This is a genomic window from Streptomyces sp. NPDC051582 (assembly GCF_040681715.1).
In the GTDB taxonomy this organism is placed as follows: domain Bacteria; phylum Actinomycetota; class Actinomycetes; order Streptomycetales; family Streptomycetaceae; genus Streptomyces.
This window is the reverse complement of sequence record NZ_JBFAZJ010000025.1, coordinates 58,290-85,283: the sequence shown is the minus strand read 5'-3', so window position 1 is coordinate 85,283 and position 26,994 is coordinate 58,290. Positions and strand designations below refer to the sequence as shown.

General features: G+C 72.5%; 25 protein-coding genes and 1 riboswitch. Of the genes, 10 read left to right on the top strand and 15 right to left on the bottom strand.

The window, feature by feature from the left end; genetic code table 11:
- Positions 1-3: 3 nt before the first annotated feature.
- The 5 genes from AB0M92_RS28280 to AB0M92_RS28260 all read right to left on the bottom strand — a co-directional run bounded on the left by AB0M92_RS28280 (position 4) and on the right by AB0M92_RS28260 (position 5,597).
- Positions 4-1,770, bottom strand: coding sequence for a cation acetate symporter (locus AB0M92_RS28280; RefSeq protein WP_366105129.1), 1,767 nt, complete (start codon positions 1,768-1,770; stop codon positions 4-6).
- A gap of 114 nt (positions 1,771-1,884) precedes the next feature.
- Entirely contained in the window at positions 1,885-2,160 is a 276-nt protein-coding gene (locus tag AB0M92_RS28275; protein ID WP_366105128.1) for a hypothetical protein, read from the bottom strand.
- Positions 2,161-2,400: 240 nt separating this feature from the next.
- Entirely contained in the window at positions 2,401-3,249 is an 849-nt protein-coding gene (locus tag AB0M92_RS28270) for a LytTR family DNA-binding domain-containing protein (RefSeq protein ID WP_366105127.1), read from the bottom strand.
- Positions 3,250-3,442: 193 nt separating this feature from the next.
- The gene (locus AB0M92_RS28265; protein WP_366105180.1) at positions 3,443-4,429 is read right to left on the bottom strand and encodes an SCO0930 family lipoprotein; all 987 of its coding nucleotides are present in this window, start codon (positions 4,427-4,429) and stop codon (positions 3,443-3,445) included.
- A gap of 124 nt (positions 4,430-4,553) precedes the next feature.
- Entirely contained in the window at positions 4,554-5,597 is a 1,044-nt protein-coding gene (locus AB0M92_RS28260) for a GDSL-type esterase/lipase family protein (RefSeq protein WP_366105179.1), read from the bottom strand.
- Positions 5,598-5,947: 350 nt separating this feature from the next.
- Here AB0M92_RS28260 and AB0M92_RS28255 point away from each other — a divergent pair, with 350 nt between their 5' ends.
- Positions 5,948-7,420 (top strand): amino acid transporter, encoded by a 1,473-nt coding sequence (locus AB0M92_RS28255; RefSeq protein ID WP_366105126.1) that lies wholly within the window; start codon positions 5,948-5,950, stop codon positions 7,418-7,420.
- Between the two features lie 10 nt (positions 7,421-7,430).
- Positions 7,431-7,886 carry an Lrp/AsnC family transcriptional regulator gene (locus tag AB0M92_RS28250; RefSeq protein ID WP_030027017.1) on the top strand — a complete coding sequence of 152 codons (456 nt, stop codon included), beginning with the start codon at positions 7,431-7,433 and terminating at the stop codon, positions 7,884-7,886.
- A gap of 102 nt (positions 7,887-7,988) precedes the next feature.
- Here AB0M92_RS28250 and AB0M92_RS28245 read toward each other — a convergent pair whose 3' ends face one another.
- Positions 7,989-8,291, bottom strand: a complete 303-nt coding sequence (locus AB0M92_RS28245) for a WhiB family transcriptional regulator (protein ID WP_366105125.1) — start codon at positions 8,289-8,291, stop codon at positions 7,989-7,991.
- Between the two features lie 103 nt (positions 8,292-8,394).
- A complete protein-coding gene (locus tag AB0M92_RS28240) occupies positions 8,395-9,111 on the bottom strand; it encodes a GNAT family N-acetyltransferase (protein ID WP_366105124.1) in 717 nt (238 codons plus the stop codon).
- A 230-nt stretch (positions 9,112-9,341) separates the two neighbouring features.
- Between AB0M92_RS28240 and AB0M92_RS28235 the strand changes: the two genes are divergently transcribed.
- Together AB0M92_RS28235 and AB0M92_RS28230 are read left to right on the top strand one after the other, a co-directional pair.
- Entirely contained in the window at positions 9,342-10,142 is an 801-nt protein-coding gene (locus tag AB0M92_RS28235; RefSeq protein ID WP_366105123.1) for a carbon-nitrogen hydrolase family protein, read from the top strand.
- 103 nt (positions 10,143-10,245) lie between these two features.
- Positions 10,246-11,943: an NAD(P)/FAD-dependent oxidoreductase gene (locus AB0M92_RS28230; protein ID WP_366105122.1), complete on the top strand. Its 1,698-nt coding sequence runs from the start codon at positions 10,246-10,248 to the stop codon at positions 11,941-11,943.
- Between the two features lie 68 nt (positions 11,944-12,011).
- On the opposite strand, the gene AB0M92_RS28225 is transcribed toward AB0M92_RS28230, so the two are convergent.
- The 4 genes from AB0M92_RS28225 to AB0M92_RS28210 form a co-directional block, all read right to left on the bottom strand.
- Entirely contained in the window at positions 12,012-12,149 is a 138-nt protein-coding gene (locus tag AB0M92_RS28225) for a hypothetical protein (protein ID WP_366105121.1), read from the bottom strand.
- Between the two features lie 42 nt (positions 12,150-12,191).
- On the bottom strand, positions 12,192-12,833 hold the full coding sequence (locus AB0M92_RS28220; protein WP_366105120.1) for a DUF5995 family protein: 642 nt from the start codon (positions 12,831-12,833) through the stop codon (positions 12,192-12,194).
- 102 nt (positions 12,834-12,935) lie between these two features.
- Positions 12,936-14,357 (bottom strand): solute carrier family 23 protein, encoded by a 1,422-nt coding sequence (locus AB0M92_RS28215; RefSeq protein WP_366105119.1) that lies wholly within the window; start codon positions 14,355-14,357, stop codon positions 12,936-12,938.
- 64 nt (positions 14,358-14,421) lie between these two features.
- Positions 14,422-15,636 (bottom strand): MFS transporter, encoded by a 1,215-nt coding sequence (locus AB0M92_RS28210; protein ID WP_366105118.1) that lies wholly within the window; start codon positions 15,634-15,636, stop codon positions 14,422-14,424.
- 55 nt (positions 15,637-15,691) lie between these two features.
- On the opposite strand from AB0M92_RS28210, the gene AB0M92_RS28205 reads away from it, so the two are divergent.
- A complete protein-coding gene (locus tag AB0M92_RS28205) occupies positions 15,692-16,849 on the top strand; it encodes an ROK family transcriptional regulator (protein ID WP_366105117.1) in 1,158 nt (385 codons plus the stop codon).
- Positions 16,850-16,869: 20 nt separating this feature from the next.
- Here AB0M92_RS28205 and AB0M92_RS28200 read toward each other — a convergent pair whose 3' ends face one another.
- The 4 genes from AB0M92_RS28200 to AB0M92_RS28185 all read right to left on the bottom strand — a co-directional run bounded on the left by AB0M92_RS28200 (position 16,870) and on the right by AB0M92_RS28185 (position 22,103).
- Positions 16,870-17,838: a CorA family divalent cation transporter gene (locus tag AB0M92_RS28200; protein ID WP_366105178.1), complete on the bottom strand. Its 969-nt coding sequence runs from the start codon at positions 17,836-17,838 to the stop codon at positions 16,870-16,872.
- A 17-nt stretch (positions 17,839-17,855) separates the two neighbouring features.
- Positions 17,856-18,623 (bottom strand): NAD(P)H-binding protein, encoded by a 768-nt coding sequence (locus tag AB0M92_RS28195; protein ID WP_366105116.1) that lies wholly within the window; start codon positions 18,621-18,623, stop codon positions 17,856-17,858.
- A gap of 30 nt (positions 18,624-18,653) precedes the next feature.
- Entirely contained in the window at positions 18,654-19,625 is a 972-nt protein-coding gene (locus tag AB0M92_RS28190; RefSeq protein ID WP_366105115.1) for a sigma-70 family RNA polymerase sigma factor, read from the bottom strand.
- 102 nt (positions 19,626-19,727) lie between these two features.
- Positions 19,728-22,103, bottom strand: a complete 2,376-nt coding sequence (locus tag AB0M92_RS28185) for a chitinase C-terminal domain-containing protein (RefSeq protein ID WP_366105114.1) — start codon at positions 22,101-22,103, stop codon at positions 19,728-19,730.
- A gap of 278 nt (positions 22,104-22,381) precedes the next feature.
- Positions 22,382-22,511, top strand: a riboswitch (FMN riboswitch).
- 260 nt (positions 22,512-22,771) lie between these two features.
- Here AB0M92_RS28185 and ribD point away from each other — a divergent pair.
- The 5 genes from ribD to ribH all read left to right on the top strand — a co-directional run bounded on the left by ribD (position 22,772) and on the right by ribH (position 26,990).
- Positions 22,772-23,866, top strand: coding sequence for a bifunctional diaminohydroxyphosphoribosylaminopyrimidine deaminase/5-amino-6-(5-phosphoribosylamino)uracil reductase RibD (ribD, locus tag AB0M92_RS28180; protein WP_366105177.1), 1,095 nt, complete (start codon positions 22,772-22,774; stop codon positions 23,864-23,866).
- Positions 23,867-24,490: a riboflavin synthase gene (locus tag AB0M92_RS28175; RefSeq protein ID WP_366105113.1), complete on the top strand. Its 624-nt coding sequence runs from the start codon at positions 23,867-23,869 to the stop codon at positions 24,488-24,490. It begins immediately after the preceding gene.
- Positions 24,487-25,140, top strand: a complete 654-nt coding sequence (locus AB0M92_RS28170) for a nicotinamide mononucleotide transporter family protein (protein ID WP_366105112.1) — start codon at positions 24,487-24,489, stop codon at positions 25,138-25,140. Before AB0M92_RS28175 ends, AB0M92_RS28170 begins: the two co-directional genes overlap by 4 nt.
- Positions 25,137-26,435: a bifunctional 3,4-dihydroxy-2-butanone-4-phosphate synthase/GTP cyclohydrolase II gene (locus AB0M92_RS28165; protein WP_366105111.1), complete on the top strand. Its 1,299-nt coding sequence runs from the start codon at positions 25,137-25,139 to the stop codon at positions 26,433-26,435. The genes AB0M92_RS28170 and AB0M92_RS28165 overlap by 4 nt, the downstream gene beginning before the upstream one ends.
- 69 nt (positions 26,436-26,504) lie before the next feature.
- Positions 26,505-26,990, top strand: a complete 486-nt coding sequence (ribH, locus tag AB0M92_RS28160) for a 6,7-dimethyl-8-ribityllumazine synthase (protein ID WP_366105110.1) — start codon at positions 26,505-26,507, stop codon at positions 26,988-26,990.
- Positions 26,991-26,994 lie beyond the last annotated feature (4 nt).

The following is a 26,994-nucleotide window of genomic DNA, read 5'->3' as shown; positions in this document are numbered from 1 at the left end:
CGATCACGGAGCACCGCCCTCGCGAGCGCCGGAAGCGGAGGCGGAAGCGGAGCCGGAGCCGGCCCCCGTCACGCTCTCCGGCAGGTGCAGCCGGGCCAGCGTCGCCGCCGTGCCCGCCGGGATCCGCGACCGGGTCGCCAGCGAGACGAGCACCATCGTCAGGAAGCCCAGCGGCACCGACCACGCCGCCGGCCACGCCATCAGCGTGTGCATCCAGCCCGCCGGCGGCAGCCCCGCCCGGGTCGCCAGCACGGCGCCCAGCGCCGCCCCGCCCCCGATGACCAGCCCGGCCACCGCGCCCGGCGGGGTCAGCCCGCGCCACCAGATGCCCAGCACCAGCAGCGGGCAGAAGGACGAGGCCGACACCGCGAAGGCCAGCCCCACCGCGTCCGCCACCGGCACGTCCGACAGCAGCACGCTCCCGCCCAGCGGCACCAGCATCGCCACCAGCACCGCTATCCGGAACGTCCGCACCCCACGCGTCGCCAGGATGTCCTGGTGCAGCACCCCGGCCACCGCCATGGTCAGCCCCGAGGCCGTCGACAGGAACGCGGCGAAGGCGCCCCCCGCCACCAGCGCCCCCAGCAGATCCCCGAGCACCCCGCCCACCATCCGCTCCGGCAGCACCAGCACCGCCGCGTCCGCGTCCCCCGTCAGGGCGAGCTCCGGGGCGTAGGTCCGGCCCAGCACCCCGTACACCGGCGGCAGCAGGTAGAAGCAGCCGAGCAGACCGAGCACCGCCAGCGTGGTGCGCCGCGCGTCGCGGCCGTTCGGGCTCGTGTAGAAGCGCACGGCGACGTGGGGCAGGCCCATCGTGCCGAGGAAGGTGGCCAGCACCAGCCCGTACGTCGCGTACAGGCCGAGCGCCGGGCGGCCCCCGTCCCTCGGTTCCGACCAGCGCGCGGTGTCGCGCCCGGAGGCCGCCCGGGTCCGCGGAACCAGGGTCTGCGGGGCGAACTCCAGCCGCGCCCCGGCCCGTACGGAGTGCTCCCCCGGCTCCAGCGTCAGAGGGGCGGCGGTGTGAGCTCGCCCGTCGACCTGACCGGTGACCTTCAGCGCCAGCGGCGCGTCCAGGGAGAGCCGTACGTCCTCGGCCAGCGTGACGGCGGTGTGCTCGCGGAAGACCGCGGGGGCGTCGAAGGAGGCGCGCGGCGCCCCGTCCCCGGCCCACGCGGCGAGCAGGAAGAAGGCGGGCACCAGCAGGGCGGTGAGCTTGAGCCAGTACTGGAAGGCCTGCACGAACGTGATGCTCCGCATCCCGCCTGCCGCGACGGCCGCGATCACCACGAACGCGACGACCACCCCGCCCACCCAGTGCGGGGCGCCGGTCAGGATCTCCAGGGTCAGCCCGGCGCCCTGGAGCTGCGGCAGCAGGTACAGCCAGCCCACCCCGACGACGAACAGCACCGAGACCCGGCGCACCGTCAGCGACTCCAGCCGGGACTCGGCGAAGTCCGGCAGCGTGTACGCCCCCGAGCGCCGCAGCGGGGCCGCCACCAGCGCCAGCAGCACCAGGTACCCCGCCGTGTAGCCGACCGGGTACCAGAGCATCTCGGGCCCCTGGAGCATCACCAGCCCGGCCACCCCCAGGAAGGAGGCCGCGGAGAGGTATTCCCCGCTGATCGCCGCCGCGTTGAGCCGGGGGCCCACCGTCCGCGAGGCGACGTAGAAGTCGGAGGTGGTCCGCGATATCCGCAGCCCCAGGGCCCCGACGAGCACCGTGACCAGGACGACGACGGTGACCGCGGTCAGCGCGTACGTCTGGTTCAAGGCTCGGTCCTCATCGCCCGGGGGAGGGGGTACCGGAGTCTACGCACGCCCCCGGACCGGCAACAGACGCGAACCGGGCCCGTCGTCGCCCCTCCCACCGGCCGAAAAGGGGCGTCAGAGCGCGGGGTCGCGGTGTTCGGCGCAGTCCCGCAGCGCGATCTCCAGTTCCACGTACGAGTCTTCGGCGCGGCGGAACGCCAGGGTCAGGGCCGCCTCGGCGCGGGGCGGGAGCTGCCGGCCGACGCCCTCGTTCGCCTCGTACAGGACCTCGGCCCAGCGGGCGGCGGCGCTGCGCAGGCTCGCGAGCAGCAGCTCGGCCTCGGCGGGTCCGGTCGGCGGGGTCCGGGGCAAGGCGGCCAGCGCGTCGAGCAGCGCCTGGATCTCCGCCATACGCACCCCCAGCTCGTTCCCGGCGGCTCCACCCTAGGTCCGGGGCGGCTCGGCGGCGGGCGGAGGGGGCCGCCCTGCGACCGACGGCAGCGGCGGGGCGCCGTACGTCACCTCCGGTGCGACGAACGGTTCCCGCGCGCGCCGGACGGTCGGGGGCAAACCCGCCGCGCCGCCGACCGGCCCGCCTGCCCGCCGACCGGCCCGCCTGCCCGCCGACCGGTCCGCCGGCCGGCCCCTTCCCTAGCCGGTCGCCTGGCGCAGCAGCAGATCGCGCAGCTGGCGGGCGTGGCGGCGGCTGACCTGGAGCTCGGCCGATCCGACCCGGACGCTGGTGGTGCCGGCGTCCAGCCGGAGTTCGTCGATGCGGCCCAGCGCCACCAGGTGGCGGCGGTGGATGCGGACGAACCCGCGCGCAGCCCAGCGCTCCTCCAGCGTGGAGAGCGGGATGCGGACCAGATGGCTGCCCTCGTCGGTGTGCAGCCGGGCGTAGTCGCCCTGGGCCTCGACGTAGGCGATGTCGGCGATCGCCACGAACCGGGTGACGCCGCCCAGCTCGACCGCGATCTGGTCCGTCGTCCGGTCGGCGACGGTCACCTCCGGGGAGGGGCGGCGCTGCGCCGGGACGGACGGGGTGGCCGGGTCGCCCGTACCCACGACCCCGGCCGCTTCCGCGGGTTGGGGCGGATGGACGGCGGACCGGCCGAGCTGGGCGCAGGCCCGCCGGACGGCCTCGGCCAGCCGCTCGGGGCGGACGGGCTTGAGTACGTAGTCCACCGCCTTGAGGTCGAAGGCCTGGACGGCGAAACCCTCGTGGGCGGTGACGAACACGATCAGCGGCGGCCGCGCGAACCCGGCCAGCAGCCGGGCGATGTCGAGGCCGGTCAGGCCCGCCATGTGGATGTCGAGGAAGACGACGTCGATGCCGTCGGGGCCCTCGGGGCCGCTCTCCAGGGCCCGGGTTATCCGCCGAAGGGCCTCCGTGGCGTCCGAGGCGCCCTCGGCGCTGAGCACCCGGGGGTCGGAGCGCAGCAGGTAGAGGAGCTCCTCAAGGAGCGGCTTCTCGTCGTCGACGGCCAGTACGCGCAGCATGCGGTGGAGTGTATGGACGACCGCGCCGGGGCGGAACGGTGCGCGGCCCGCCTGCCAGGGGGGAGAGGGGAGGCAGGGGGCCGCGCGGTCCGGATGTGGGGGGGCGTGGGGGAGGAGGGGGCCCGGAGGGCCGGGGACTGGGGGACTGGGGGACTGGGGGGACTTGGAGGGGACGGAGGAGTACGGCGGCGGATCAGGAGGTGGTGATCAGCTTGCCGTCGGGGGACACCGCGTACCAGGTGCCGCCGACACCCTGACCGTTGATGTCGCCGGCCTTCTTGTCACCCGTGAAGGTGTAGACGGGCCAGCAGTCGATGGCCTGCTGCTTCTTGCCGTCGGGACGGTCCAGGACCGAGTAGCCCTTCTCCACGATGCCCTTGGCGTTGGCCTTGTCCACCGGCGCCACCACCGGCCACTTGGCCACGCAGTCGCCGGTGCAGTTGGAGGCCATCGGCCAGGCGGTGTCCTTCTTGAACCGGTAGACGGTCATCCCGTTGCCGTCGACGATGTGCTCGCCCAGCTTGGGGTCCGTGGCCACGGTCAGCGCGCCCGAGGCCTGGCCCGCCCCGGCCGGCGCACCCGCCGGCGCACCCGCCGGCGCACCGGCCGGGGCGGCGGCCGCCTTGGCGGCCTTCTTGCCGTCGGAGGCGAGGGCGAACCAGGTGCCGCCCACGCCCTGCCCGTTGGTCTCGCCCGCCTTGGTGTCCTTGGCGTACCGGTACACCGGCCAGCCGGCCACCGTCAGCTGCTTGCTGCCGTCGGTGCGCACGACCTCGCCCAGCAGCGCCGCGTCCATGCCCGCGGCGGCGGTGGCATCGCCGGCCGCGACCGCCGGCCAGGTCTTCGCGCAGTCCCCGTCGCAGTTGGACTTCGGCGGCTTGGCGGTGTCCTTGTCGAAGCGGTAGAGGGTGAGGCCGGCGCTGTCGGTGAGCAGGGCGCCGATCTGCTCGTTCTGGGCGATCGCCAGCTGTCCGGCGCCCTTGGCGTCCGCCGCGGTGCCGTCGGCGCTGCCCGCCCCGTAGTCGGAGCCGTAGGCGTCGGCACCGGCGGCGGCGGGAGCCGCGGCAGCCGCCCCGGCCGGCTTCGCGTTGCCCGCCGTGTCGTCCCCGCCGCAGGCGGTCGCCGTCAGGGCGACGACGACTGCGACGGTGGCCAGGGTGGTTCCGCGCTTGATGCCCATCTTGATCTCTCCCACGTGTGGTGTCTCCGTGTCCGCCGCCCGTTCCCGGTGCGTCGGCAACTGTGCTCAGGACACGCCCTGTCGGGGTCGATCCGTTCAAGCGGATTCCTGTGGTCTGTTTCACTCACCCCGGACCGAACCCGGAGCGCCGCAGAGCCGTGACCACAGCGAGGCCCAGTACCCGGTGTCCGCAGTCGTTGGGGTGCAGTCCGTCCGCCAGGTGCTCCGGACCCAGCAGGTCACGGCCCGGGAGCAGGGCGAGGCGGTCGTCCCCGGCGGCGATCCGGTCGCGGACCGCCCGCTCCATCGCGTCGCGCAGGGCGCCCAGGGTGGCGCCGAGCCTGTTCGGGGTGCGCTCGGCGTCGGGCCGCAGTACGGGGGAGACCAGCAGCAGCGGGGTCCGCGGATGCCCCTGGCGGACGAGGTCGAGGAACGCGCGGGTGGTCTCGTACAGCAGCGGCGCCGAAAAGGGCACGCGGGACCAGCAGTTGGTGCCGAACGCGAGGGTGATGGCATCGGCGGGCAGGCCCGCGATCTGCTCGGCCGTCGCGAGCTCCCCGCGGGCGGCGCCCGCGTACCCGAGGTTGACGGTGTCCCAGCCCAGCGCCCGCCCGGCGACCGCGGGCCAGCCGTGGGCCGGCCGGGTCGACCACCAGCCCTCGGTGATCGAATCGCCGTGCACCACCCAGCGCGGGGCGGGCGGGGCCGGGGCCACCGTGCCGCCGATCCCGCGCAGGCCGAGGATCAGCGGGGACTGACCCTCCGGCGGATGGACGGTGAACGGTCCGGCCCCGCCGGGCAGTTCGATCCGTACGACGGCCTCCGCGGCCGGCTCCGTCCAGACCTCGCGGACCACTCCGTGCCGGTCCCACAAGGCGAAGCCGTGCGCGAGGTCGCGCAGCGCGTCGGTGGGGCCGGGCACGGTCGCCCGGTAGCGGATCTCCACGGCCCGCGCCGCGTGCGCGGTGAACTCCAGACGGACCCCTATGGGGAGGGTGGCCCGCTCCCCGGTGTCCCAGGGCAGCCGCATGGAGTCCTGCGGGTCGGCCCGGACCGGGCGCCCCTTGTCCAGCCAGGCGACCCCGCGCAGGAACGGCCCCGGGTCCAGCCAGTGCGCAGCGGCGGCGCCGTCGGCGTCCACGGGGTCGATCGCGTTCGTGGTGTTCATGGCGTTCGCGGCGTTCACGGTGCGCCTCCGATCGTCGGTCCGGGCGGCATGCTGCGGCACATCTGACGAGGTGTCAACGAAGGCCATCCGGGGACCCTGCGCACTGATCGATCATCCGTGCGCAACAAAGGACCATCCAGGACAGATCCGCGCAACGATCGTGCGGCAATGTGCAAGGATGGTGCATTACGGGCGGTATCTCTCAGCTCGTAGGCTCACTCGCTGTACGTGGAGTGGCGCGGACCGCCTGCTCGGCGGTCCCCCATGCCCAGGCTCCTTGTCTGTGTCCTGCCCCGGACCGCTGCGGTCGATGCCTCAGTCCCCATCCGCAGTGTCTAAGGAGTCCCCTCGTGCTCGAAACCGGCCAGGCGCCACCGCTCACCTCCGGGCCCCGCAAGCCCGTGAACCCTCTGCTGCGCCGCAAGCCGGTCGAGCAGATGGTCGCCGAGGGCGGTCAGGGCGAGGGCGGGAGCCTGCGCCGCTCGCTCACCATGTGGCAGCTGACCATGATCAGCATCGGCGCCACCCTGGGCACCGGCATCTTCGTCGTCCTCGGCGAGGCGGCCCCCAAGGCCGGCCCGGCCGTCACGATCTCCTTCATCATCGCGGGCCTGACCGCGCTCTTCTCGGCCCTCTCCTACGCGGAGCTGGCCGGATCGGTGCCGGTCTCCGGCTCCTCGTACTCGTACTCGTACGTGACCATGGGCGAGTTCATCGCCTGGATCTGCGGCTGGTGCCTGGTCCTGGAGTACGCCGTCTCCGTCTCGGCCGTGGCCGTAGGCTGGGGCCAGTACCTGAACGAGCTGCTCGACGGGACCATAGGCGTCACCCTCCCCGAGAAGTTCTCCGCCGCCCCGCTGGGTGACGGCGGCTGGATCAACCTGCCCTCGCTGGTCGTGGTCCTGCTCGCCATGGTCTTCCTGATGCGCGGCGCCAAGGAGAGCGCGCGGATCAACACGATCATGGTCGTGGTGAAGATCGTCACGCTGGTCCTCTTCATCGGCATCGGCGTCATGGGCATCAAGTCCGGCAACTACGCCCCGCTGGCCCCGCTCGGTATCACCGGCATCAGCGCCGCCGCCTCCACGCTCTTCTTCTCGTACATCGGCTTCGACGCCGCCTCCACCGCCGGTGAGGAAGCCAAGAACCCGAAGAAGGACCTGCCCCGCGCGATCATGCTCTCGCTGGGCATCGTCACCGTCCTGTACTGCCTCGTCGCCTTCGTCGCCGTCGGCGCCCTGCCCTGGAAGGACTTCGAGGGCACCGAGGCCGCGCTGGCCCAGATCATGACCAACGTCACCGGTGACAGCTTCTGGGGCGTCGTCCTCGCCGCCGGCGCCGTCGTCGCCATCGCCTCCGTCGTCTTCGCCGTCCTCTACGGTCAGACCCGCATCCTCTTCGCGATGTCCCGCGACGGCCTCGTCCCGAAGATCTTCGCCAAGGTCGACCCCAAGACCGGCGCCCCCCGCGCCAACGTGGTGATCGTCTCCCTCTTCTGCGGCGCGCTCGCGGCGTTCATCCCCCTGGGTGAGCTGGCCAACGCGACCAGCATCGGCACGCTCTTCGCCTTCGCCCTCGTCAACATCGCGGTCGTGATCCTGCGTCGCACCAAGCCCGACATGCCGCGCACCTTCAAGGTGGCGCTGTTCCCGGTCACGCCGATCCTGGGCTTCCTCGCCTGCGGCTACATGATGTACAGCCTGCCGGTCGCCACGTGGGTCGCTTTCGGTGTCTGGATGGCCGTCGGCCTCGTGGTCTACTTCCTGTACGGCATCCGCCGCTCCCGACTGGCCACGGCAGAAGTGGCCACAGCAGAAAAGTGATCCACCCGCAGTGCGACTGAACGATCTCGACGAACGCATCGTGCACGCCCTCGCCGAGGACGCCCGCCGCTCCTACGCCGACATCGGCTCCGAGGTCGGACTCTCGGCCCCCGCCGTGAAGCGTCGCGTGGACCGGCTGCGGGCGGAGGGAGCCATCACCGGCTTCACCGTCCGCGTGGACCCCGCCGCCATGGGCTGGGAGACCGAGGGCTTCATCGAGATCTACTGCCGCCACAACACCTCGCCGGACGACATCCGGCGGGGGCTGGAGCGGTACCCCGAGGTGGTGTCCGCGTCGACCGTCACCGGCGACGCGGACGCCCTCGTCCAGATCTTCGCCTCCGACATGCGGCACTTCGAGCGGGTGCTGGAACGCATCGCGGGCGAGCCGTTCGTGGAGCGCACCAAGTCGGTCCTGGTCCTCTCCCCCCTGCTCCGCCGCTTCACCTCGGGCGCCCCGGCCTAGGGGTGTCCGCAAAGTCCCGCCTGTCCCGCGGCGCCCGGCGGGCCCGCCCTGCGGGCGGACGCCGCCACTGTGCGGACACCCCCTAGGCCCACGAGGCACCCCCTAAGCCGACCTTCGCGCGGCGGCGGCGTGCGACGGGCTCAGCAGGGGCCGGCGTTCCTCTTCCGTCAGCCCGCCCCACACGCCGAACGGCTCCCGGGTCCGCAGCGCGTGCTCCAGGCAGGCGGTGCGCACCGGGCAGACCGCGCACACCCGCTTCGCGGCCTCGTCGCGGTCATCGCGCTCCTCGCCCCGCTCGCCGGCCGGATGGTAGAAGCGGCCCGGCCCCAGGGTCCGGCAGGCGGCGCGCAGCTGCCACTGCCAGTGGTGGCCGGCGGCGCCGGGCAGGCGTGAGACGTCGTTCATCGCAGGTCCTCTCGGTCCTTTCGTTTCCATGGGATTCCCCGCGTGTGACCGCTGCGCGCCCCGTGAAACCTGCCGGCCCGTCCCGGCCGCGAGAACTCCGGCCTCAGGCCTTCGCGTCCGGGGTGCGGACCCCCATGAAGACCGGGCGGCGGCGCAGCGTGAACCCCATCGACTCGTAGAGGGCGATGGCGCCCGTGTTGTCCGCGGCCGCGTGCAGGAACGGGCGGTCGCCCCGCTCCCCGATCCCCGCGGCCACCGCCCGGACCAGCCGGCCCGCGAGCCCCTTGCCCCGGTGGTCCGGATGCGTGCATACCGCGCTGATCTCCGACCAGCCGGGCGGGCGCATCCGTTCCCCCGCCATCGCCACGAGCCGGCCCTCGTGCCGGATCCCGAGGTACGTGCCCAGCTCGACCGTGCGCCCGGCGAACGGCCCCGGCTTCGTCAGGCCGACCAGCTCCAGCATCTCCGGCACGTCGGCGGGCCCCAGCAGGACCGCCTCGGGCGCGGCCTCGGCCCGTACCGCCCCGCCGTCCAGCTGCACGCCGGATATCACGTCCTGCGTCGTCCACCCCGGGGGCGGGGTCGGCAGGCCGGTGATCCAGACCGTCGCGCCCGGGCCGGCCAGCGCGGCCAGGTCCGCCCAGGACCGCGGGTCCTCCGGGTCCGCGAGCGCGACGAACGGCGAGATGCCGGCGACGTACCGCGCCGCCAGTCCCCGGGGCCCGGTCTCGGCGAGGGCGCTGCTCGGGCCGGTCAGCGCGGCCCAGACCGGATTGTCGAGTACGTGGAGCGGGGTGGCCGTGTCGATGTCGGACGCCATGGGGTGGGAGACTCCTTCTGCCGGTGACGGCGGTCATGAGGGTCAGCATCCGCCCGGGCCGGGTTTATGCCCCGAGCGTGCCGAACGCCCCTGCGCAACGAATCTTCGCCCATGCCGTAAAACACGCAACGAATCGATGCTCCGAGCGCAACAGTCATGGCTTGTCGGCGTCGAACGGGTGAACGTACCTTCAATAGGACCCACTCCCCTCCTGCCACAGAGGTACGCCCATGCCCCCGCTGCGCACCGCCCTCCTCCAGAGCTCCGGACGGCTCGGCGACACCGCCGAGAACCTGAAGGCGCTCGACGAGGCCGCGCAGCGCGCCGCTCAGGCGGGCGCCGGGCTCCTCGTGACCTCGGAGATGTTCCTGACCGGCTACGCGCTGGAGGTCGGGGAAGTCGCCGCCCTCGCCGAGGCCGCCGACGGCATGTCGGCCCGCGCCATCGGCGAGATCGCCCGTCGCCACGGCGTCGCCGTCCTGTACGGCTACCCCGAGCGCGACGGCGACGCCGTGTACAACGCGGCGCAGCTCATCGGCCCCGACGGGGCCCGGCTCGCGAACTACCGCAAGACCCACCTCTTCGGCTGCTTCGAGCAGGACGCCTTCACCCCCGGAGACACCCCCGTCGTCCAGGCGGACCTGAACGGCCTCCGCGTCGGCATCATGATCTGCTACGACGTGGAGTTCCCCGAGAACGTCCGGGCGCACGCCCTGGCCGGCACCGACCTCCTCCTGGTGCCGACGGCGCAGATGCACCCGTTCCAGTTCGTGGCCGAACAGCTCGTCCCCGTACGGGCCTTCGAGAACCAGATGTACATCGCGTACGTCAACCGCACCGGTCCGGAAGGCGAGTTCGAGTTCGTCGGACTCAGCTGCCTGGCGAGCCCCGACGGGGTGACCCGCACCCGGGCCGGGCGCGGCGAGGAGCTGGTGATCGGCGAGGCCGATCCCGAGCTGCTGCGCGCGTCGCGCGAGACCAACCCCTACCTGCGCGACCGCCGCCCCGGGCTCTACGCCTCCCTCGTCTGAGCCTGAGCCTGAGCCTGAGCCCGAGCCCTGGCCCTGGCCTGGCCCGGTCCACGCCCCCGCCGGCGCCCTCCCCCTGCCCCACCCCCGCAAGGAGCCGTACCCCATGACGTCCACGGTGCCCACCACCGCCGTCCCGCACAGCGACGGACAGCCGCCGATCACCATGTTCGGCCCGGACTTCCCGTACGCGTACGACGACTTCCTGGCCCACCCCGCGGGCCTGGGGCAGATCCCGGCGACCGAGCTCGGCACCGAGGTCGCGGTCATCGGCGGCGGGCTGTCCGGCATCATCTCCGCGTACGAGCTGATGAAGATGGGCCTCAAGCCCGTCGTCTACGAGGCGGACCAGATCGGCGGGCGGCTGCGCACCGTCGGCTTCGAGGGCGCCGGCACCGAGGGCCTGACGGCGGAGATGGGCGCCATGCGCTTCCCGCCCTCCTCCACCGCGCTCCAGCACTACATCGACCTCGTGGGCCTGGTCACCGAGCCCTTCCCGAACCCGCTCGCCGAGGCCACCCCCTCGACGGTCGTGGACCTCAAGGGCGAGACCCACTACGCCGAGACCATCGCCGACCTCCCGCAGGTCTACCGCGACGTGTCGGCCGCGTGGAACGCCTGCCTCGACGAGGGCGCCGACTTCTCCGACATGAACCAGGCGATGCGCGAGCGCGACGTTCCGCGCATCCGCGAGATCTGGGCGAAGCTCGTCGAGAAGCTCGACGACGAGACCTTCTACGGCTTCCTCTGCAAGTCCGAGGCCTTCCAGTCCTTCCGCAAGCGCGAGATCTTCGGCCAGGTCGGCTTCGGCACGGGCGGCTGGGACACCGACTTCCCGAACTCCATCCTGGAGATCCTGCGCGTCGTCTACACCGAGGCGGACGACCACCACCGCGGCATCGTCGGCGGCTCGCAGCAGCTGCCGCTGCGCCTGTGGGAGCGCGAGCCCGAGAAGATCGTCCACTGGGCGCAGGGCACCTCGCTGTCCTCCCTGCACGGGGGCGCGCCGCGCCCGGCGGTGACCCGCCTGCACCGCACCGCCGGCAACCGCATCACGGTGACCGACGCCGACGGCGACATCCGTACGTACCGTGCCGCGATCTTCACGGCGCAGTCCTGGATGCTGCTGTCGAAGATCGCGTGTGACGACACGCTGTTCCCGATCGACCACTGGACGGCGATCGAGCGCACCCACTACATGGAGTCCAGCAAGCTCTTCATCCCGGTCGACCGCCCCTTCTGGCTCGACAAGGACGAGGAGACGGGCCGCGACGTCATGTCGATGACCCTGACGGACCGCATGACGCGCGGTACGTACCTCCTGGACAACGGCCCGGACCAGCCGGCCACCATCTGCCTCTCGTACACCTGGTGCGACGACAGCCTGAAGTGGCTGCCGCTGTCGGCGAACGAGCGGATGGAGGTCATGCTGAAGTCCCTCGGCGAGATCTACCCCAAGGTCGACATCCGCCGTCACATCATCGGCAACCCGGTGACCGTGTCCTGGGAGAACGAGCCCTACTTCATGGGCGCGTTCAAGGCCAACCTGCCGGGCCACTACCGCTACCAGCGGCGCCTGTTCACCCACTTCATGCAGGACCGCCTCCCCGAGGACAAGCGCGGCATCTTCCTCGCGGGCGACGACATCTCCTGGACGGCGGGCTGGGCCGAAGGCGCGGTCCAGACGGCGCTGAACGCGGTCTGGGGCGTCATGCACCACCTCGGCGGCTCCACGGACTCCACCAACCCCGGCCCGGGCGACGTCTACGACGAGATAGCCCCGGTCGAACTCCCGGAGGACTGACCCACCAGGCCCCTCCGGCCCCTGACCACGGGCCGCCCCCGCGCCACGAGCGCGGCGGCGGCCCGTTTTCACGTTCCGGCCGCGCGCAGCGGTCTCAGCAGCCCGGACCGTCGTACGACCAGGCACGTGCGCAGCGCCGACAGCCGTCGGTACGGCGGCAGCGCGGTGTCGTGCACCCGGAGCCGGTGCGTGGTGAAGCCGGTCACCGGCCCGGGTCGGAGCTGCGTACGCGCAGGTCGCGCCGGGTTTCAGCTGCGCGGGGTCAAGAGACAGCGGCCCACCAGGCCCACTCCCGCGTCCAGGGAGTCGGTGAACTCCTCGGCCAGTTCGGGGGAGCGGCGCAGGGTCCACAGGAGGCGGGCCGCCGACCAGGCGGCGCCGCGGGCGCGGTCCAGGCTCCAGGAGCCCAGCAGGTGGGTCAGCGGGTCCGCGACCTCCAGCAGGTCCGGGCCCGGCATCAGGTCCTCCCGGATGTGCTCCTCCAGGGAGACCAGGGTGTCGCCGACCCGGTCGAAATCCGCCTCCAGCGCGGGCGGTTCGCAGTCCAGGGCCCGGCAGGTGGCCACCACCGCCAGTGCCAGGTCGTGCCCGATGTGCGCGTTGATCCCGGCCAGCGCGTGCTGGAGCGGCCGGACCCCGGGGTGCCGGCGGTACTGGAGCAGCGGGCGCCAGCACGCCGGGGCCCGGTCCGCCTCCACCGCCGTCAGGTACCGCTCCGCGAACCGCACGCTGAGCGCCTGCGCCCGCCGCGGCGCCGGGAACTCCCCGTGCGAGATGCGCGCGTGCAGGGTCTCCGTCACCGTCAGGTACACCCGGTTGAAGACGGCGACGCCGTCCTGCGCGGGGAGCCGCTCGTCCAGGGCGCGCATCCGCGCGAGTACCGCTTCCATGGGTGGCAGCGTGGCAGCCGGCGGTGCGGATCCGGGTAACTTGGCCGGGTGCTTCGCCGGTTCGGGCGAACCGGGCCCGTCCGGGCCCGCTCGCCGGCCCGGTCAGGGACGGGTGTCCCGGTCCGCGTCGCCCTCGCGCGCGTCGCCGCAGTCGCCCGCGTCGTACGCCGACGTGCCCGCGTCGAGCAGCGGCTCCTGCTGCTTGAGGTGCGCCGGTGCGAAGTACCGCAGCGCGTGGTAGCCCGTGATCACCACGATCGTGCCGAGCGCGATGCCGCCCAGCTCGAAGCTGTCCGTGAGCTGCAGCTTCACCCCGCCGATGCCGATGATGATGCCCGCCGCGGCCGGCACCAGGTTCAGCGGATTGCGCAGGTCCACCCCGCCGTTGATCCAGATCTGCGCGCCGAGCAGGCCGATCATCCCGTACAGGATCACGGTGATCCCGCCCAGCACCCCGCCGGGGATCGCGGCGACGACCGCGCCGAACTTCGGGCACAGGCCGAAGAGGAGCGCGAAGCCCGCGGCCGCCCAGTAGGCCGCCGTCGAGTAGACGCGGGTGGCCGCCATCACGCCGATGTTCTCGGAGTACGTGGTGTTCGGCGGGCCGCCCACCGCCGTGGACAGCATCGACGCGGCGCCGTCGGCCGCGATCGCCGTGCCGAGCTCGTCGTCGAGCGGGTCGCCCGTCATCTCGCCGACCGCCTTGATGTGCCCGGCGTTCTCGGCGATCAGGGCGATCACCACCGGCAGCGCGATCAGGATCGCCGACCACTGGAACTCCGGCGCGTGGAAGGACGGCAGCCCGATCCAGTCGGCCTTGCCGACGCCCGAGAGGTCGAGCCGCCAGTGGTCGACGGCCTCGGCCCCGCCCACCGTCGAGTGGATCTTGCCGAAGACCAGGTCGAAGACCCAGGAGACGGCGTACCCGAAGATCAGCCCGAGGAAGATCGCGATCCGCGACCAGAAGCCGCGCAGGCAGACCACGGCCATCCCCGTGAACAGCATGGTCAGCAGCGCCGTCCACTGGTCCTGCGGCCAGTACGTCGAGGCCGTCACCGGCGCCAGGTTGAAGCCGATCAGCATCACCACCGCGCCCGTCACCACCGGCGGCATCGCCGCGTGGATGACCCGCGCCCCGAAGCGCTGCACGGCGAGCCCCGCCAGGAACAGCGCCACGCCGACCACGAACACCGCGCCCGTGACGACCGCGCTGTTCCCGCCGCCCGCCCGGATCGCGGCCGCGACGCCCACGAAGGAGAGCGAGCAGCCCAGGTACGAGGGCACCCGCCCGCGCGTGGCCAGCAGGAAGATGGCGGTCGCCACACCCGACATCATGATGGCCAGGTTCGGGTCCAGGCCCATCAGGACCGGCGCGACGAAGCTGGCCCCGAACATCGCCACGACGTGCTGGGCCCCGAGCCCGGCGGTACGCGGCCACGACAGCCGCTCGTCCGGCCGGACCACCGCTCCGGGGGCGGGGGTCCGCCCGTCTCCGTGCAGGGTCCAGCGCACGCCGAGGGCCATGTTTCCACCACTTCCGTCGAACCGATCGATCAAGCATCCGGGCCGCGGAGCAGCCTGCGCAATATTACGGTCGGATAGCTGCCGGTTCGTCCAGATCCGCAGGTGCGGCCCCTGCCGCCACCGGCTTCTGCCGCAGTACGGCGGCCCCCACCACCAGCGCGAACGCCAGCAGGGTGACCAGCCCGAAGGACACCACGAGCGAGGTCGCGTCCGCCACCGCGCCGATCGCCGACGGAGCGACCAGCCCCGAGGTGTACGTGATCGTCGCGACCCCCGCTATGGCCTGGGCCGGGGCCGGCCCGCTGCGCGCGGCGGCCGCGAAGGCCAGCGGGACCACCACCGCGATGCCGAGCCCGATCAGCCCGAAGCCGGCGATCGCCGCGGCCGGATTCCCGGCCACCACCACGAGCACCCCGCCCGCGGTGGCCAGCACCCCGCCCGCCCGCACCGTGCGCACCGCCCCGAACCGGTCCACCACCCGGTCCCCGACGAGCCGGGCGAGGGCCATCGTGAGCGCGAACGCGGTGGTGCAGGCGGCCGCGAGGCCGGCGTCCGTGTCCAGTACGTCGCGCAGGTAGACGGCGGACCAGTCCATGCTCGCGCCCTCCGCGAAGACCGCGCAGAACCCGATCGCGCCGATCAGCAGAGCGGACTTCGGCGGCAGCGCGAAGTGCGGCGGCGCCTCGGCGTCCGGGGCGCTGCGCAGGTCCAGCACCCCTCGTACCGCGGCCAGACCGGCCGCGGTCAGCGCGAGGGCGGCGATCAGGTGGTGGAGCCGGGCGTCGGCCCCGGCGTGGGCGGCGAGGGTGCCCGCCGCCGAGCCGATCAGCGCTCCCACGCTCCACATGCCGTGCAGGGAGGACATGATCGAGCGGCCGAGCCGGTTCTCGGTCTCCACGCCCAGCGCGTTCATCGCCACGTCCGCCATCCCGGCGCTCGCTCCGTAGACGAACAGGGCGAAGCACAGCGTGGCCAGGTTCGGGGCGAAGCTCGGCAGGATCAGGGACAGGGTCCACAGCACCAGCAGCCAGCGCAGCGCGGCGCGGGCCCCGAAGCGGTGGTTGATCCGGCCGGCCAGCGGCATCGCGACCGCCGCGCCCAGTGCGGGGAAGGCGAGGGCGAGGCCCAGGGTGCCCGAGCCGAGCTGGGCGTGGTCCTGGATCCAGGGGATGCGGGTGGCGAAGGAGCCGGTGACGGCCCCGTGGGTGCAGAAGACGGCGGCGATGGCGAAGCGGGCGTGGCGCAGGCGCGCCGGGCTGAGGTCTGTTTCCCCTGTCATGGAATTAAACTATCAGGGACCCTGCCTGATAGTTAGTCGTGGGGAGCTACCTAAGATGGGCGCCGTGACTCCTGCCAAGGCCCTGACCGCCGCCGCCCCGTCGCCCGCGTCGCCGAGCACGGCACGGGCCATCAACGACCGGCTCGCCCTGCGACTCCTCCAGGAGGAGGGGCCGCTGACCGCCACTCAGCTCAAGACGCTGACCGGCCTGTCCCGCCCCTCGGTCGCCGATCTCGTGGAGCGGCTCTCCGGCGCCGGGCTGATCGAGGTGGTGGGGGAGTCGGGCGAGCAGCGGCGCGGACCCAATGCCCGGGTGTACGGGATCGTCGCCCGCCGCGCGTACCTGGCGGCCCTGGACGTACGGACGGACAGCGCGACGGCGGTGGTCACCGACCTGCTGGGCCGCCCGCTGGCGCAGGCCGCCCTCCCCGTGGACGCCGTGGACGAGGCGGTGGACCTCCTGGAGGCGCTGGGGCGGGAGGCCGGCGCGGACCGGCTGCACACGGTGGTGGTCGGCGCGCCGGGGCTGGTGGCCGAGGCGGGGGAACTGCGCAGCACCGCCGGACTGCCCGCCTGGCACCGGGACCTGGTGGCGGCCCTCCAGCAGCGGCTGCCGGCCACGGTGGCCGTGGAGAACGAGACGAACCTGGCGGCGCTCGCCGAACAACGGGTCGGCGTGGCTCGGGACCTGGACTCCTTCGTACTGCTGTGGCTGGGCACGGGCGTGGGCGCGGCGGTGGTCCTGGACGGACGGCTGCGCCGCGGTGCCTCCGGCGGCGCCGGCGAGATCGGCTTCCTGCCGGTGCCGGGCACGGGGCGGCTGCCCTCGGCCACGGACTGCGAGGGCGGGTTCCACGCGCTGGTGGGCCGTGACGCGGTGGTGGAGCTGGCGGCGGATCACGGGTGGACGGGGCCGGTGGAGGAGGCGGTGTCGGGCGCGGCGGGCGCGCCCTTCCTCGACGCCCTGGCGCAGCGGCTGGCGCTGGGCGCGGCGGCCGTCGCGGCGGTCCTGGACCCGGGCTGCCTGGTCCTGGCCGGGGGACTGGGCCACGCGGGCGGCGCGGCACTCGCCTCGGCGGTGGCCCGCCGCCTGACGACGCTGACCCCGGTCCCGATGGAGGTCCGGGCCACCGCCCTCGGCGATTCGGCGGTCCTGACGGGAGCCAGGCTGGCCGCCCGCGAAGCCGCCCAGGCGGACCTCTTCGCCCCCTGAGCCGCGCCGGCCCGGAAGGCCTACTCGTCGTCGATGCTCTCGTCGTCGTGGAGCCGGCGCCAGATGCGGGTGCGGTGCAGCACGTAGAGCGCGCCGGCCAAGAAGACCACCTGGAGACCCACGGCGAGCACCCAGAAGATGGACCTGCTCTCCAGTTCGTCCGTCAGGTAGGCGAAGTTCATGCCGAAGAAGCCCGTCAGGAAGCTCAGCGGCAGGAAGATCGTGGAAACGATCGCCAGCCGGTTGATCACGCCGTTCTGCTCGCCGGACACCAGCGAGGAGTAGGTGCTGAAGCCCCGCCGGGCCGCCTCCTGGAGCGCCTCGATGTCCGTCAGCACCATCCTCGACAAGCGCTGGTACTCGCGGGCCAGCCGCTGGCGCTCCTCCGGGAAGTTGCGGTTCAGCACCCGGCGCGTGATGGTCTCGTCGGCCGCCTGGTGGTACGGGAGGAGCGTGTGGTGCAGGAGCGCGGAGGTCCGGCGCAGCCGCGCCAGACGGTAGAGCTGCTCGGGCTCGCGCTGCCGGAACATCTCGTCCTCCAGGTCCTCCACCTCCAGCAGGGCCTGGACGGCGGAGCGCCGGTAGGTTTCCAGAGCCTCGCCCAGCAGCAGGAACAGCGTGGCCACGGCGTCGGGGGGCCGTTCGTGCGGAATCCGGGCGATGAGGTTCTCCACCAGCTCGGCCGGCCCCCGGTGCACCGTGAGCAGGTACCGCTCGGTGGCCACGACGTGGAGGTGGACGACCTGTCCCGCCTCGATCGCGGGGACGACGAACGCGGCGGCGTCCCCGAGGAACTCGGCGCGGGCCGTTTCCCGCTCCCGGCCGAGCCACGACAGGTCCCCGGCCTCCAGGCCCAGCAGGTGGGCGACCGGCTGCTCCCCGGGCGGTGCCTCCTCGGGAAGTTCCGCGTCCACGAACAGGAAACGGGATTCCGCGAGGCGCTCACGGGCCTCGGACACGGGGGCGCGCCGCACGGTGCCCTCCGGCATGGACACCACCGAAACGATCATCCGCCGGTCACCGGCGCCGCGGCGGCCCGGGCCGCCAGGAACTGCGCGAACGTGCCCTTGCCGGACGCGTGGGACGGGGTCAGGTTGCCGCCCCGGCGAAAGGCCGCGTACGCCTTGCCCGCCAGCGGCAGCGCGAACACCTTGCGCCGGCTCCCCGTCGCCGCCAGGTACGCCCGGCCCAGCTCCACCAGCGTGTGGATCTCCGGGCCGCCCATGTCCGTGACGCGGCCGGACGGGGTCGGGACGGCCAGTTCCGCCATCCGGTCGGCGACCTCCTCCACCGAGACCGGCTGCACCCGGACCCCCTTCGGCAGCGGCACGGGCACCGCCGGCACCTTCACCAGCGCGTCCATCAGCATCGCCACCAGGTCGTGGAACTGCGTGGTCCGAAGGATCGTCACGCCCAGCCCCGAGGCCTCCAGCATCCGCTCGACCCTGTACTTCACCGTGTAGTAGCCGAAGGGGACCACGTCCACCCCGACGATCGAGATGTAGACGATGTTCGTGACCGTCCCGGCCCGCCGGGCCGCCTCGATCAGGTGCCCGGCGGCCACGTCGTCACCGCCGCGCGGGGTGCTCGCGCAGTGGACGACCACTTCCGCGCCGGCCATCGCCGCGTCCAGCCCGCTGCCGTCCCGCAGATCGACCGGGTAGTCCTTCGCGCGCCGGCTCAGCACCCGTACGTCGTGGCCCGCCGCGCGCAGCCGGGTGACGACCGGCCCGCCGAGGTTTCCGGTGCCTCCGGTGACGAGAATCGTGCTCATGGTGTCCGTTCCTTCCCTGAAGGGTTCCGTTCACCAGCTACGACCGGACAGCCCCAGGGAATGTGACAGCTGCCGCTGCAGGAACTCCAGCTTCTCCGGATTGGCCATGCTCCGCACCCCGCGGACCAGCCCGTCCTCGAATTCCACCTGCAGCACCACCGCCCCGCCGAACAGCAGCGCGGGCTCTGCGTTGACCTCCGCGAGGGAGATCGGCAGACCGGCCCCGTACTTGCGCAGCGCCCCCACGAGGAAGCGCGCCACCTTTTCCCGGCCCAGGATCGGCCGCCGGGCCGCGGACACGATCCCGCCGCCGTCCGCCACGTACCGCACGTCGGCGCTCAGCATGGACTCCAGCCGGGCCAGGTCCCCCTCGCGCGCCGCCGTCAGGAACGTTTCCACGAGGTTCTGCCACTGCGCCCGATCCGGCTCGAAACGCCGGCGTGAAAGCGATCCGGCCCCTCCCGCCCCGGCCCGCCCCGTCTCCGCCCGCCCCGTCTCCGCCCGCCCCGTCTCCACCTTGACCGCCGCCCGCCGGTAGAGCTGCCGGCAATGGGACTCGGTCAGGCCGAGCAGGACGGCGATCTCGCGGTGGCCGTACGCGAAGGCCTCGCGCAGCACGTACACCGCCCGCTCCACCGGCGTCAGCCGTTCCAGCAGCACCAGCAGGGCGATGGAGACGCCGTCCCGCTGCTCGGCCGACTCCAGCGGCCCCAGCGCACCGTCTCCGGTGAGGACCGGCTCCGGGAGCCAGGGGCCGGCGTACTCCTCGCGCCGGGCCCGCGCCGAGGTCAGGCGGTTCAGACACAGGCGGGTGACGGCTTTGGCGAGCCAGGCCCCGGGGTGCTCGACGTCCTCGCGTCCGGCCGAGCTCCACCGCAGCCAGGCGTCCTGCACGGTGTCCTCGGCCTCGGCCGCCGAGCCGAGCATGCGGTAGGCGATGGCGAACATCCGGAGCCGGTGCTCCTCGAAGTCCGCGAGCGGCGCGGGGTCCCGTGTGATCACGGCAGCAGCCTACGAGGGCCTCCGCGGCCGGACGTGCGAGGACCCGGTGGCCGCCGGGCCACCGGGTCCTCATCTCTGTTCACCTACGGGACGCACGCGGTGTCAGCAGGCGCCCTGGTCCTTCCAGACGCCCCAGTCACCGGTGGTGCCGGGCTCCTCGTTCTGCGTCCACCACTGGGCCTTCCAGTTGTGGCCCTTGTGCGAGACGACCTGGCCGCCCGTGTACACGCTGCCCGCGACGTACGCCGGGTTCGTGCAGGTCCCGCCCGGCGGGGTGGTCGGCGGAGTGGTCGGGGGAGTGGTGGGCGGCGTGGTCGGCGGGGTGGTGGGCGGGGTGGTCGGCGGAATCGTCGGGCCCCCCGGCTCGACGAGCGCCGTACCGCGCGCCAGGTCACCGGCGAGGGCGTACGTGGTCCCGGAGATGTTCACCGTCCAGTTGGAGGGCGTGGAGACCGGCAGGTAGTAGTTGAACGCCAGGTCCACCGAGGCGCCGGGGGCCAGGGTCTGCCAGGCCGGGAGCTTCAGCGAGACCCGCTGGAAGTCGCCCTTCAGGCCGCCGACGTTGTTGCCGGCGTGGCCGGTGGCGATCACCTTGGTGCCGAAGCCGGACTGGTCGGAGGCGTTGGCCGGGGCCGAGGTCCCGTAGTCGAACTGGAACTCGGTGCCGCCGGGCAGCGTGGTCTTCGTGTTGTTGGTGATCTTGAGCTTCGGGGTGATCGGGTAGTTGGAGTCGCCCAGCTTGAACTCGCCGAACTCCGTCTTGATGTCCACGGCCTGGGCCGGCGGGGCGGTGGCGCCCGCCTTCTTCGCTCCGTACGGGGAGGCCGCCTTGAACTTGTCGTACATCAGCGAGGTGAGCGTGTCGCCCATCTCGTACTGGCCCTTGGCGGCGTTGTACCCGTAGTCGCCCGCCAGCTCCCAGACCATCGTGCCGCCGATGCCCTTGTCCACCACGTAGTCGGCCTTGGCGGCGACGGACTGCTCGTCCTCCGTCGACAGGAAGACCTTCTTCTGGGCGTTCCACAGCCACGGCGCCACCAGCGTGGAGTCGTACTTGCGGGCGTAGGTGCCGGTCAGGGTGGTGTTCGCCGGGAAGCCGTACCGGGTGACGTAGTCGCCGACGACGCCCTTCTCCAGGTTCTTGGCGTGCCACATCGGGTTGGAGCCGGCCGGGGACTCGACCCCGTTGGTGTCCAGGTCGTGCCACAGGTTGTCGATGCCGACCGCGCCGTCACCGCACTTGGTCAGTCCCGCGCCGGCCGGGCAGGTGGTCGCCGGCGCCTTGCCCCACAGGCCGTCCGTACCGCCCTGCACGTTCTTGAAGCCGCGCGTGTAGTACGGCAGACCCATGTTGATGCGGCCGGCCGGCATGGAGCCGCGGAAGTAGTGGTAGGCCCAGTCGGAGTTCAGGTAGCCGACGCCGCCGTACTGGGAGGTGGAGTAGACGCCGGCGGCGGCCAGTTCGCCGTCCTTGCCGTCGTCGAACAGGGAGGCGTTCGGGCCGACGTACTCGTTCCAGGCCCCGTGCAGGTCGTAGGACATGATGTTGACGTAGTCCAGGTACTTCTGCATCTGGAACGTCTCCATGCCCCGCAGCAGGTAGCCGGAGGAGGGGGCGGCGACCGAGAGCAGGTAGTGCTTGCCGTCGGCGGCGCCCGCGCGGTCGAGCTTCTCGCGCAGCGACTTCATCAGCACGGCGTAGCCCTGGACCAGGCCGGCCCGGCGGGCGTTGGACAGCTGCCAGTCCAGCGGGTTGCCGGCGTCCTTCATGGTGGTCGGGTACTCGTAGTCGATGTCGACGCCGTTGAACCCGTACTTGCGGATGAACTCGACCGAGGAGTCGGCGAAGGTGTCGATGCCGGTCTGGTTGACCGAGCCGTCGGCGTTGGTGGCCATCGAATAGAAGCCGCCGGAGGCGACGCGGTTGCCGTCGTCGCCGAAGTAGCCGCCGGTCTCGGCCCAGCCGCCGACCGAGATGAGCGTCTTGACGTTCGGGTACTGCTTCTTGAATTTGTTCAGCAGGTTGAAGTTGCCCTTGTAGGGCAGGGCGGGGTCCATCTCGGCTCCCGCGACGCCGGGCCACGTCATCCCGGTGGCGGAGTTGTTCGCGTTGTCCGTGCCGACCGAGATCTTGTTGTCACCGCCCACGTGGGCGAAGGCGTAGTTCAGGTGGGTGACCTTGGACCACGGGATGTTGTTGGGCAGGTAGGCGGGCGTGCCGTCCTTGCCCGTGCGCCAGCCGGTGAAGTATCCGATGACGCGCCGCTGGTGGTCGGCGCCCATCTTCTCGCGGCCTTCGGAGTCGTAGACCGAGCAGTACGGGACGTCCACGCCGGCCGTCTTGTACAGGCCGTCGGGGCGACAGCTCTCGTTGTCGGCGGCGTGCGAAACGCCCGCCGAGAGCCCGCCGACCAGCAGTCCGGCGATCGCCGCGCCGGATGCCAGGAGCATCGCTCTCGTACGTGTGGGGGACAGCATGGTGCCTCCTGGGGAGGGGAGGATGGCAGACACAAAGGGACACAACAGGCGGAGAAGTAGTGCGTGTTGGCCCGTGACGTGCGCACATCTGACGGGCTGTCTCCCGGGGAAGATGAAGGGAACGTTAAGAGGACTAGACCAACCCGTCAATAGGTCTGGACCAATCGCGGCCCAACCTGACGGACTCCCGGGCGGGCGCCCCCTTGTGACCCAGGCCACAGCACCTCGCTCGCATGGCCGACGATCGACCGTGGCAAACTGGCAGCAGTACCAGTAAGCAGCGCACTCCGGGGTCGGTGTAATTCCGAACCGGCGGTATAGTCCGCGACCCGTCCGCAGCCAGCGGCCGGTTGACCAGGTGAAATTCCTGGACCGACGGTGAAAGTCCGGATGGGAGGCAGTGCGCGGCGGGCCAGTCACCGGTACGCCGCCGTCGGCGGTTCACTCGGCGCATCCCTGCGGATGCGTCCGGACGGACCGTGTTTTCGGCCTCGGCGTCCCCGCGTGTGCTGTACCGCTTCATCTGTCGTATCCCGACAGGCCCCGGAGTCCGTGCCCGATCGAGGCAGGAGGACCCGGTGGCGAACCACGCCGCGCACGGACCGCACGACACCTTCGGCGAGGCCGAGGCCCCCGTCGATGCCGGCACCGTCGCCGACGCGCGGGCCATGCGCCGCGCCATCGAGCTCGCCGCCCGCGGCCTCGGCTTCACCAGCCCGAACCCGGTCGTCGGCTGCGTCATCACCGACGCCGAGGGCACCGTCGTCGGCGAGGGCTGGCACGAGCGGGCCGGCGGCCCCCACGCCGAGGTCCACGCCCTGCGCGCCGCCGGCGAAGCGGCCCGCGGCGCCACCGCGTACGTCACCCTCGAACCCTGCAACCACACCGGCCGTACGGGTCCCTGCGCCCAGGCGCTCGTCGAGGCCGGCGTCACCCGCGTGGTCTACGCCGTCTGCGACCCGAACCCGCAGGCCAGCGGCGGTGCCGGTACCCTGCGCGCCGCAGGCGTCAAAGCCGAGGGCCCCTTCCTGGAGGCCGAGGCCGCCACCGGCAACGCCGCCTGGCTCACCTCCGTACGCCTGGGCCGCCCCCACGTGACCTGGAAGTACGCCGCCACCCTCGACGGCCGCAGCGCCGCCGCGGACGGCAGCAGCCGCTGGATCACCGGCCCGGAGTCCCGCGCCGACGTCCACCGGCTGCGCGCCGAGTCCGACGCCGTCCTCGTGGGCGGCGGCACCCTGCGCGCAGACGACCCGCACCTGGCCGTACGCGGACCCGCCGGAACCACGGCGGCCACCCAGCCCCTGCGCGTCGCCCTCGACACGCGCGCCGCGCTACCGCCGAGCGCCCGCATCCTCGACGACGCCGCGCCCACGCTGCTCGTCGTCGGCGAGGACGCCGACACCCGGCACCTGCCCGGCGTCGACCTGCTGCGGATGCCCCTGCACGACGGCCGCGTCGCCGTCCACGACCTGCTCGCGCAGCTGTACGCCCGCGGCGTGCGCTCCGTCTTCCTGGAAGGCGGCCCCACCCTCGCGGGCGCCTTCCTCGAAGCCGGAGCCGTGGACCGCGTCATCGGCTACCTCGCCCCGGCCCTCCTCGGCTCCGGCCCCGCCGCCCTCGCCGACGCCGGCATCACGAACATCGCCCGCGCGGTGCGCCTCGACATCACCGAGGCCGTCCGCGTCGGCACCGACCTGCGCATCACCGCCGTACCCGTGTCCGAAGCCGTCCCCACCCCCACCGCCCCCAAGGAGCACTGAGTGTTCACCGGAATCGTCGAAGAACTGGGCGAGGTCACCGCCGTCGAGGAGCTCTCGGAAGCCTCCCGCTTCCGCCTGCGCGGACCCGTCGTCACCGACGGCGCCAAGCACGGCGACTCCATCGCCGTCAACGGCGTCTGCCTGACCGTCGTGGAGACCGGCGACGGCGAGTTCACCGCCGACGTCATGCAGGAGACCCTCAACCGCTCCAGCCTCGGCGCCCTCCACGCGGGCTCCCGGGTCAACCTGGAGCGCCCGATGGCCCTCGGCGGACGGCTCGGCGGGCACCTGGTCCAGGGGCACGTGGACGGAACCGGCGAGATCCTGTCCAGGACGCCCTCCGAGCACTGGGAGATCGTCAAGGTCTCGCTCCCGGGGAACCTGACCCGCTACGTCGTGGAGAAGGGCTCCATCACGGTGGACGGCGTCAGCCTCACCGTGGTCGAGGCCGCCGCGGACTGGTTCACCATCAGCCTCATCCCCACCACCCTCGCGCTGACCACGCTCGGCCTCAAGCAGCCCGGCGACCCGGTCAACCTCGAAGTCGACGTCCTCGCCAAGTACGTCGAGCGCCTGCTCGCCGCCGGCGTGGACCCGCTGACCGCCAAGGAGGACCAGCCGTGAGCGCCCTGACCTGGCTCAACGCGGAGGCCTTCACGGTCTTCGGCCAGAAGGTCATCTGGTCCGACATGATCGGCAACCTGATGGGCCTGGCGGCCCTCGCCCTCGGCTGGCGCCGCTCCATATGGACCTGGCCCGCCCAGCTCCTGTCCGGCCTGATCCTCATAGCCGCGTACGCCTCCGCCCACCTCGCCGGCGGCGTCGGCAAGCAGCTCCTCGTCATCGGCGTGGCCGCCTGGGGCTGGCGCGCCTGGCAGCGCGGCCGCCGGCAGGCCCAGGACGGCACCCTCGCGGTGCGCACCGCCACCTGGGCGGAGCGCGGACTGCTCCTGGCCGGGGCGGCCCTGGGCACCCTCGCCGTCGGCGGCCTGTTCACGCTCTTCCCGAACCTGTCGTGGAGCCCGTGGGCCGACGCCTACATCTTCGTCGGCACGATCGTCGCGATGGTCGCCCAGGCCCGCGGCCTCGTCGAGTTCTGGTTCGCCTGGCTCCTCGTCGACCTGGTGGGCGTCCCGCTCGCCTTCACCAACGGACTGGCCTTCTCCGGCCTCGTCTACGTCGTCTACTTCGCGCTCGTCCTGTGGGGCGCCCACGACTGGCACCAGCGTTCGCGCACCACCCCCGCCCCGGCCCTCGAAGGAGCAACGGCATGACCACCCTCAAGCCCGTGCCCGACATCGACGCCGTCCTCGACGCCGCCTTCCGGCTCGACCCCGTCGAACAGGCCATCCGCGACATCGCGGCCGGCCGGCCGGTCGTCGTCGTCGACGACGAGGACCGCGAGAACGAGGGCGACCTCGTCATCGCCGCCGAGAAGGCCACGCCCGAGATCGTCGCCTTCATGATGAGCGAGTGCCGCGGCCTGATCTGCGCCCCCATGGAGGGCCCCGAGCTGGAGCGGCTCGAACTGCCCCAGATGGTCCAGCACAACACCGAGTCGATGCAGACCGCCTTCACCGTCTCCGTCGATGCGAGCGCCGCCCACGGCGTCACCACCGGCATCTCGGCCGCCGACCGCTCCACCACCCTGCGGATGCTCGCCGACGGGGTCTCGGGCCCCTCGGACTTCGTACGCCCGGGCCACGTCTTCCCGCTGCGCGCCAAGCCCGGCGGCGTCCTGGTCCGCAACGGCCACACCGAGGCCGCCGTCGACCTCGCCCGCCTCGCGGGCCTGCGCCCCGTCGGCGCGATCGTGGAGATCGCCGGCGAGGACGGCGTCATGCTGCGCCTGCCCGAGCTGATCCCCTTCGCCCGCAAGCACGGCCTGACGATCATCTCCATCGAGGACCTGATCGCCTACCGCCGCTCCGCGGAGCCGACCGTCCGCCGCGAGGCCACGGTCACCCTGCCGACCGCCCACGGCGACTTCACGGCGTACGGCTACCGCTCCACCGTCGACGGCGTCGAGCACGTCGCCCTCGTCCACGGCGAGATCGGCGACGGCCAGGACGTCGTGGTCAGACTCCACTCCGAGTGCCTGACCGGCGACATCTTCCACTCCCTGCGGTGCGACTGCGGCCCCCAGCTGCACGCGTCGATGGCCCGCATCAAGGAAGAGGGCCGCGGCGTCGTCGTCTACCTGCGCGGTCACGAGGGCCGCGGCATCGGACTGGTGTCCAAGCTGCGCGCGTACGAGCTCCAGGAGCGCGGCCGCGACACCCTGGACGCCAACCTGGAGCTCGGCCTGCCGGCCGACGCCCGCGACTACGCCGCCGGCGCGCAGATCCTCGCCGACCTCGGCGTGCGGAGCGTCCGGCTGCTGACCAACAACCCCGACAAGTCCGCCGCCCTCGTACGGCACGGCATCGCGGTCAACGACCGGGTGGCCATGCCGACGGAGGCGGGCGAACACAATCTGCGGTACCTGCGCACGAAGCGGGACCGGATGGGCCACGACCTGCCCTGGCTGGACCAGACCGTGACCACGTCCGCCTGCGGCAACCAGTGATCAACCGGTGATCAACCGGTAAGTACGACCACCACCCACGCACACCACGAAGAACCGAGGAGCACAGCTGTGAGCGGCAAGGGCGCACCCGAACTGAGTGTCAGGAACTGCGGAGACCTCCGTGTCGCCGTCATCGCGGCCCAGTGGCACGAGAAGGTCATGGACGGGCTCGTCGACGGCGCGCTGCGCGCCCTGCACGAGCTGGGCATCGACGAGCCCACCGTGCTCCGCGTCCCGGGCAGCTTCGAGCTCCCGGTCGTGGCGAAGGTACTGGCCGGTCGCGGTTACGATGCCATCGTCGCCCTCGGAGTCGTCATCCGCGGCGGCACCCCGCACTTCGAATACGTCTGCCAGGGCGTCACCCAAGGCCTGGTGCAGGTGTCGATCGACACCGGAGTCCCCATCGGCTTCGGCGTACTGACCTGCGACAACGACGAGCAGGCGCTGGACCGCGCCGGGCTTGAGGGGTCGAACGAGGACAAGGGACACGAAGCGGTCATCGCCGCCGTCTCCACCGCTGCGACCCTGCGGTCCGTCAGCGAACCCTGGCGCTGAGTGG